Annotated in this window: 10 protein-coding genes; 1 reads left to right on the top strand and 9 read right to left on the bottom strand. The window is 53.9% G+C overall.

Translation table 11 applies throughout. The features are described 5' to 3' along the window. Positions 1-1,687, top strand: a 1,687-nt coding sequence (locus ONB24_10855; protein MDZ7316614.1) for a T9SS type A sorting domain-containing protein, incomplete at its 5' end; no start/stop codon positions are given. Positions 1,688-1,763: 76 nt separating this feature from the next. On the opposite strand, the gene ONB24_10850 is transcribed toward ONB24_10855, so the two are convergent. The 9 genes from ONB24_10850 to ONB24_10810 are packed head-to-tail and all read right to left on the bottom strand — an operon-like array spanning position 1,764 to position 6,804. Beyond that, a complete protein-coding gene (locus ONB24_10850; GenBank protein MDZ7316613.1) occupies positions 1,764-2,228 on the bottom strand; it encodes a hydrogenase maturation protease in 465 nt (154 codons plus the stop codon). Further along, positions 2,218-2,820: a 4Fe-4S binding protein gene (locus tag ONB24_10845; protein MDZ7316612.1), complete on the bottom strand. Its 603-nt coding sequence runs from the start codon at positions 2,818-2,820 to the stop codon at positions 2,218-2,220. The genes ONB24_10850 and ONB24_10845 overlap by 11 nt, the downstream gene beginning before the upstream one ends. 23 nt (positions 2,821-2,843) lie before the next feature. Further along, complete coding sequence (mnhG, locus tag ONB24_10840; protein MDZ7316611.1) at positions 2,844-3,179, bottom strand: monovalent cation/H(+) antiporter subunit G; 336 nt, start codon at positions 3,177-3,179, stop codon at positions 2,844-2,846. After that, complete coding sequence (locus ONB24_10835) at positions 3,172-3,510, bottom strand: monovalent cation/H+ antiporter complex subunit F (GenBank protein ID MDZ7316610.1); 339 nt, start codon at positions 3,508-3,510, stop codon at positions 3,172-3,174. The genes mnhG and ONB24_10835 overlap by 8 nt, the downstream gene beginning before the upstream one ends. Then, complete coding sequence (locus ONB24_10830) at positions 3,507-4,013, bottom strand: Na+/H+ antiporter subunit E (GenBank protein ID MDZ7316609.1); 507 nt, start codon at positions 4,011-4,013, stop codon at positions 3,507-3,509. The genes ONB24_10835 and ONB24_10830 overlap by 4 nt, the downstream gene beginning before the upstream one ends. 2 nt (positions 4,014-4,015) lie before the next feature. Beyond that, a complete protein-coding gene (locus ONB24_10825) occupies positions 4,016-5,485 on the bottom strand; it encodes a proton-conducting transporter membrane subunit (protein ID MDZ7316608.1) in 1,470 nt (489 codons plus the stop codon). Further along, a complete protein-coding gene (locus ONB24_10820) occupies positions 5,482-5,820 on the bottom strand; it encodes a sodium:proton antiporter (GenBank protein MDZ7316607.1) in 339 nt (112 codons plus the stop codon). Before ONB24_10820 ends, ONB24_10825 begins: the two co-directional genes overlap by 4 nt. Further along, positions 5,817-6,260, bottom strand: coding sequence for a hypothetical protein (locus ONB24_10815; GenBank protein MDZ7316606.1), 444 nt, complete (start codon positions 6,258-6,260; stop codon positions 5,817-5,819). Before ONB24_10815 ends, ONB24_10820 begins: the two co-directional genes overlap by 4 nt. Further along, positions 6,253-6,804 (bottom strand): DUF4040 domain-containing protein, encoded by a 552-nt coding sequence (locus ONB24_10810; protein ID MDZ7316605.1) that lies wholly within the window; start codon positions 6,802-6,804, stop codon positions 6,253-6,255. Before ONB24_10810 ends, ONB24_10815 begins: the two co-directional genes overlap by 8 nt. Positions 6,805-6,820 lie beyond the last annotated feature (16 nt).

Here is a 6,820-nt window from a genome sequence, read left to right as displayed (position 1 = left end):
ACTCAAAGTCGTAATCTTGGATAAAGACGGCAATGCAGTCGACGGTGTGCCGGTTCTGTTCCAAAAACTGGAAGAGCCGGTGCAGCTGAACGGCGCAGTTGTCGGCAGCGAGCCGGTCCTGACCGGCGCAGCCGGCGAGGCGGGAATCGCTGCAGCGCGTCTGACGCTCGGTGAAAAAGCCGGCGAATACATCATCCGCGCCATCTGCGCCTCTCTACCGGGACAGAGCGTGACGTTTACCGTGCACGCTCGGCCCGATGTTGCATATTATTTAAGCAAGCATTCGGGAGATTTTCAGACCATGACCCGCGGTCGCCGGCTGGTTTATCCTGTAGTCGCCAAAGTGACCGACCGCTTCCAAAATCCGGTCTCCGGTATCTCGGTGGACTTTGCGCCGGCGGATCAATTCAGCGGCAGCGTGGCTTTTTCGAGCGTCATCAGCGACAGCAACGGGCTGGTGCCCAATTGGTGGACCATCGGTTCTGCGAATGAAAACCGCCTCTTTTTCCAAAAGATCGGCTTACGGCCGTGGCCGGCCGGCAGCATCAACCAATTTACCGCGTACGGCGTCGACAACCGGTTTCCGCAATTCACAGGCATGAGCCGCGATACGACGATCGTCTACGGCAACCCCTTCACCCTCCAGCTGAGGGCCATCGACGAGGACGGCGATGCACTGCGCTTTACCGTGTACGAAAAGCCGTCTACGGCGGTTTTCGATGCCGCTTCAGCGCGCCTCAGATGGACGCCGTCTTTTAATGAAATCGGTTTCTGGACCGTCAAGTTCCGCGTCGATGACAATCGCATGCCGAGCGGATTTGCCGTCGATTCGATGAAAATCCGTGTCATCTCGAAAATCAAAATCATCGATTGGACGCCGTTTGAGCCGTATCTGAAAATACCGGAAAGCGGCGCGCAGCGATTCTGCGTCACCGTGGTCGATCAAAATCCCAACAGCATTGTCCGTTACGACTGGTATCTCGACGAGGAAAAGCAACCGATTTCCAATTCCTGCTTTACGTTAAATGCCTCGGCGGTTGCAAAAAAGCTGCATACCGTTAAAGTAATTGTGGACGACGGCGTTTCTCAAGACCAGCATACGTGGAGCATCAAAGTCAAGGTGGAATTGAGCAGCTTTACGGCGACGACCGTGCCCTTTGCCGGGGTTCAGCTGGACTGGAAGACCGCCGAAGGCGGCAGCATCGGCTTTGACGTGCTGCGCAGTTCGACCAAGAACGGCGAATACCTCAAGCTCAACGGCGAGTTGATCAAGAGCAACAGCGGCGCCTTTACCTTTATCGACACGACAGCCGTAGCCGGCAACACCTATTTCTATAAATTGGAAGAATTGGACCTTGCAGGCATCCGCACTCAGAGTGAACCTCTGATGGCGAGCGTCGAGCTTCCGAAAGAGTTCATGCTGCTGCAAAACTATCCCAACCCCTTCAACCCCAAGACCGCTATTCGTTTCCAGTTGCCGCGACCGGCAAAAACCAAGCTCGTCATCTTTAATATTCGTGGACAAGAAGTGCGGACGCTGGTCAATGAACGGTTGGAGGCAGGGTATCATTCCATAACATGGGACGGGCTGAATGACGAAAATCTCCAAGTCGGATCAGGTATTTATTACTACCGCATCCAGGCGGAGGAATACTCGGCGACGAAAAAGATGGTTCTAGTGCGCTAATGAAAAAAGCCTCCCAGAGCTTGGGAGGCTTTTTTCATTTCGGCATTATATTCGAAGTTCTTTATGCTCCGAAAAGCTAGGTCCCTGCAAAAAAAGCATCAAGGCTTTTCATCACAAAATCCGAAAGGCCGCTGCCGACGCGCGTTGTGGCTGCCTGAATGCCCAAGTAACGCACCTCGAGCGGAACGTGCGCCAGGAGGTACCTCTCGATCATGCGCAGGCTGAATGCGTGTGTGCTCATGCCCGCGCTGTCCAGTTCATCCGGAGCGATCCAAAATATTTCTCCAGGCGGTCTTGGGCCGTCAACGGCATCGATAAACACAACCAGCTGCGGCTCGGCCTGTAAAATTTTTTCCAAATAGTTCTCGGGATTGGTTCCCGCCGCAATAAAATGAGCGCCTGCGAGCTCCGGTCGTTTGCTCAACTGCTCAAGAAAAAGCAACCCTGCCGCATCGTCGCTGCGGGCAGGGTTTCCCAAGCCGACAAAAACGATTTTGTCCGGCTGAACGGCGAAAGAGGCCAAGAATTCGCTAAAATTCATCGGCAACGACAACCTGATGACGGCAGGAAGCGCACAAAAATTTGATCTGATCTTCGCGACGAATACGCGATTTGACCGGTGTCGGCTGAACTTCGGAGACCATGCGCTGCGTCTGCAGCAGGATTCCAGGATGGGCGTACGCTTTGGCGCCCAGCCGCTCCTTAATCCAAAGCAGCTGGTCGCAGGGAGCGATGACGCGGCCGCAGGCTTCACACACCACAACTTCCTTTTCCACGCTTTCGAAAAGTTCCGGCGCTTTGAGGTTCATGGCGGAAATCGAGTATTCGTTTGTCAGACGGATCCCCTTGCCGGTGATGCACTTTTCTTGGCATTGACCGCAGTGAATGCAGGATGCATAATTCACGGTCAGCGTTCGGCGTCGAGCAGCCGGATCGTCGACCATGGTAATGGCTGCAGGAGGACAAACTTGCGCACAGGCGCCGCAACCGACGCAGTTTTCGGCATCATAACGCGGCAGGCCGCGGAATTCCGGCTCCGGTATGTGCGGTTTAGCCGGGAAAGGCGAAGTATAAGGAGCAGAAAAAAGAGAAACCAGCGCCTCTTTGACTTCGCGAAGTTTCGGCAGAAACATGGCGTCACTCCTCAAGCAGATGGTCACTTTAGTTCATGGTCGGCTTCATACTGATCGACGACCGTCAACGGCGTCAAAGGAATCCGGTTCCGATGGGCGGCTCGGGCAATGGCGTGAGCGGCTACCGGCGAAGTCAAAAAGATAAAAGCAATGCCGAGCAGGGCTTTAAAACCAAAGCTGGAAAATCCCTGCTGAATAAAGACGCCGAAAAGAATGCCGGCGGAACCAAAGGTCACGCATTTGGTGGCTGCCTGCAGGCGGTTATAGACGTCCGGCAGGCGGACAAGCCCAAGCACGCCGAGAAAATCGAACGTCACGCCGATGCCGATGAGAATCAGACCGATGGTTTCTCTAATCATCGAGGGACCTCCCTTCCAAAATCTTGGCCAACGCCAAAGAAGCGACAAAGCTGAGCAGCGCCCATACCAAGCCGACGTCGAGAAAAAAACCCTGACGGTAATAGGTGCCGAACAGCGCCAGCAGGCCAATAATGAGAACGCCGAGAATATCCACGGCGACGATGCGGTCCGCCGGCGAAGGGCCGAATATGACTCGGAACAGAACAAACAAAGCGCTGAAGAGGATGACATTAATGAACTTGACCAAAAGCGGCCCTTGGTAGATGAAAAAATTGCCGACCATAAAACCGCCGATCAACACCAGACCGATGAACCAACGCAGAACTCTCATTCGAAAACCTCCTTCAGCGTGCGTTCAAAGCGGGCGCCGATGAGCCGGGTGCAGTTTTCCACGTCGGTTGCTTTCACATCGATCCAATGCACATAGATTTCCTTTTTCTCCGGATTGACATCGACGGTCAGCGTGCCTGGCGTCAGCGTAATCGAATTGGTCAGCACGGTGACGGCCGAGTCCTTGGTCAACTCGGTCTTGATCTTGACAATACCCGGCTTGATCGGCAGCAACGGATGGATGACGATATAAGCCACATGCAGATTCGCTTTGATCATTTCCCAAATAAACAGGAAAAAATAGCCTATACCGTATAGCCAACGGACGGCGGCATGGCGCTGCTTTTGCGTCGTTATGAGAAAATGGCCGGCGACAGCCGAGACCAGTAGAGCAACGATCACGCCGACAATCACCTCTTCAATCATTCGCACGCCGACCAGCGCCAACCATACCAGCATGGATAGAATAAAGACGGTAATTCTGCTCTTCATTGCCTGTGTCATAGTCACCTCCCCAACACCAGGTGCACGTAGCCGGTTTTTGCCATAACGGCCTGCACTGCCGGCGACAAGACCACCTCACGGATTCCGGGAACAACCAGAAGGCTGGTGGCCAGGCATAGGACGGCCAAAATCACCATCGCCGCATTCATGCTCCAGCCGATCGGTTCCGCTTTCTCGATGACGCGCTCACCGCGAAAACCGTAGCGCTGCACCTTCATAAAAGAGGCCAGGGTCAGCAGACTCCCGATGACGGCTAAAACGGCAGTAATCGGTTGCCCGGCCTGCACTGCAGCAATAATAAGGATCAGCTTGCTGAAAAAGCCGTTGAAAGGCGGAATGCCGGCAATCGAAAGCGAAGCCACCATCGAGGTATTGCTCGTGGTCGGCAGCAGTTTTGTCAAATTGCCCATGCGTTTGAGGTTGCGCGTACCGAGAGCAATTTCCACGGCGCCTGCATTGTAAAACAGCAGGCCTTTGAACAAGGCGTGATTAAGCAAATGATAGACGGCTCCCAACAATCCCAGCGGCGTACCGAGGCCGATTCCGATAAGAACATATCCAATTTGGCTGATGCTGTGATAGGCAAGAAGCCGTTTCATATCCCACTGGGCTATGGCCAACAGCACTCCCCCGATGATGGATATGAGTCCCAGAACAAGCACCACGGAGAGGATCATCTGCGGGGCGCCGAACACATTGAAGAAGAGGCGGATGAGGACGTACACGCCCAGAGCTTTGATCAGCACTCCGGAAAGCATAGATGAAATCAGTGCCGGAGCGGATGAATGGGCATCTGGCAGCCAGGCATGAAAGGGAATCGCCGCCGCTTTGAGTCCAAAGCCGGCGAGGAAGAGCGCGCTCACCCAGCCGACGAGTTTGGGGTCAAGCGAAGGAAGGGTTTCGGCAATTTTGGCCATGGTCAGCGTCGATGAGGCGCTGTAAAGAACAGCGATACCGATCAAAATAAAGCTTGAAGAAACGGAGCCCATGACGGCGTATTTGAACGCCGCCTCGTACTCTTCGGCGGCGCCGCCAAAGGCAACGAGCGCAAAAGCGGCCAACAAGCCGATTTCCATGAAAACGTACAAGTTGAAAAGGTCGCCGGTAATAATGACGCCGGTCATGCCGCTCAACATCAGCATAAAGAGCGCATAGAATTTCCAGTCGCGGCCGAGTGATTCAAGATAGGGCACGGCGTACAAGAGTGACGTCAGCGCCAGCGTATAGATCAGAATCAGCATGAGAGCAGAAAAGGCGTCGATGACCAGCACGATGCCGAAAGGAGCAGGCCATTTGCCGACCGAATAGACAAGAGTGTGCCCATGTAGGCCGGCAAACAGAACGATCGACATGATCAAAACAACAGCCGTAGAACACAACGACAGGACGGCCGCGACCAAGTCCCTCTTGCCGCCGATGAGCGAGATGAGAAAGGCCGTCCCCAACGGAATGGCGATGAGCAAAGGAATCATCCGCGCAGCCTCCTGATGTTGGAAATGTCAAAGGTTCCATATTTTTGGAACAGCCGGATGGCCAAAGCGACCATCAACGCCGTCGTCCCTAACTCAATGACGATCGAGGTCAGCACCAGGGCTTGCGGTAAGGGGTCGACCATCGGACCGAGTTGCACCCCGGGCTCAAGGATCGGGTAATGAGCATCGGCTCTATAGCCCACCAGTACGAGGAAGAGATTGGCAGCATAGCCTAAAATGCCGAGCGCTAAAATGATTTTAATCAGATCGCGTTTAGCCAAAACGCCGTAAACGCCGACCAAAAACAACGCAAAACAAAGCACATAAGGATTCATGCGGATTCTCCTTTCGAGACTCTCACTGCCGCAATGACCCATACCACGAGAAACAGCGAAACCGCCACCTTGAGCCCGATGATAATGTTGAGAATCGGCAGGGTGCCGGCGCTGATGAGATGAAAGAGCTCTCCCTTGCTTAAAAAATTGACAAAGAACGCTCCGCCCCAAAGTATGCCGAGAATCCCGATCAGCAAATAAGCCAGCGAGCAGACCGATTCCACATGTTCGACGATCGGCAGCCGCAGCCATTTTTCGACGAATTCGCGGCCGTAAGCCAAGGTCACGTTGAGGAGCGCCAACGCTATAACCACGCCGCCTGCAAATCCTCCCCCGGGAGTCAAATGGCCGTGCAGAATGATATAGATGCCGTATAAAAGTATAATCCAAATCGTCAGCCGCGTGACGGTTTTGACGATCAGAGACATCCCTTTATTCATGCTTGCCTCCCGCGTGCTTATCCTTGATCGTCGAGCGCAGCACCGCAAAAGTTCCTAAAATGGCGGTAAAGAGAATGGTGACCTCGCCGAACGTATCATAACCGCGAAAATCGAGAACGACCGATGAAACGAGGTTGGCGGCGCCGGTTTTTGCAGCGCCGTTTTCGAGATAGAATTGCGACGTCTTCATCAGCGGCTCGCCGAACGGCGGCATGAGGCGGAACACCTCCCAGCTTAGGCCGAGCACCGCAAGCACGGCGATCACAGCCAAAACGCTCATCCAACGGCTTTGTACGGACGGCGCAAAGTCATGAAAGGGCTTTTTCACAAAGGCCAGAATGAGAATGATAAGAGCAAAAATCTCGAAAAGAAACTGCACAATGGCCAAATCGGGCGCCTGGAGGATGAGAAAGGATACAGAGACGCCGAGTCCGACGACCCCCAAAGCGATGATCGACGACAACACATCTTTCAGTTCGAGGGCGACGATCGAGGCGAAAATCATAAACAGCAAAAGAAAGTTCAGCCAAAGGTCCGTCAACATGCCTGCCTCCTCCGTT

The organism is candidate division KSB1 bacterium (assembly GCA_034505495.1).
GTDB lineage: Bacteria > Zhuqueibacterota > Zhuqueibacteria > Residuimicrobiales > Krinioviventaceae > Fontimicrobium_A.
The sequence above is the reverse complement of the archived record's forward strand: the minus strand, read 5'-3'. Positions and strand labels throughout refer to the sequence as shown.

Bases quoted from the DNA above. Each gene is read 5' to 3' on its own strand.
- ONB24_10850 (MDZ7316613.1), bottom strand. From the start codon at position 2,228: ATGAATTTTAGCGAATTCTTGGCCTCTTTCGCCGTTCAGCCGGACAAA.
- ONB24_10845 (MDZ7316612.1), bottom strand. From the start codon at position 2,820: ATGTTTCTGCCGAAACTTCGCGAAGTCAAAGAGGCGCTGGTTTCTCTT.
- mnhG (MDZ7316611.1), bottom strand. From the start codon at position 3,179: ATGATTAGAGAAACCATCGGTCTGATTCTCATCGGCATCGGCGTGACG.
- ONB24_10835 (MDZ7316610.1), bottom strand. From the start codon at position 3,510: ATGAGAGTTCTGCGTTGGTTCATCGGTCTGGTGTTGATCGGCGGTTTT.
- ONB24_10830 (MDZ7316609.1), bottom strand. From the start codon at position 4,013: ATGACACAGGCAATGAAGAGCAGAATTACCGTCTTTATTCTATCCATG.
- ONB24_10825 (MDZ7316608.1), bottom strand. From the start codon at position 5,485: ATGATTCCTTTGCTCATCGCCATTCCGTTGGGGACGGCCTTTCTCATC.
- ONB24_10820 (MDZ7316607.1), bottom strand. From the start codon at position 5,820: ATGAATCCTTATGTGCTTTGTTTTGCGTTGTTTTTGGTCGGCGTTTAC.
- ONB24_10815 (MDZ7316606.1), bottom strand. From the start codon at position 6,260: ATGAATAAAGGGATGTCTCTGATCGTCAAAACCGTCACGCGGCTGACG.
- ONB24_10810 (MDZ7316605.1), bottom strand. From the start codon at position 6,804: ATGTTGACGGACCTTTGGCTGAACTTTCTTTTGCTGTTTATGATTTTC.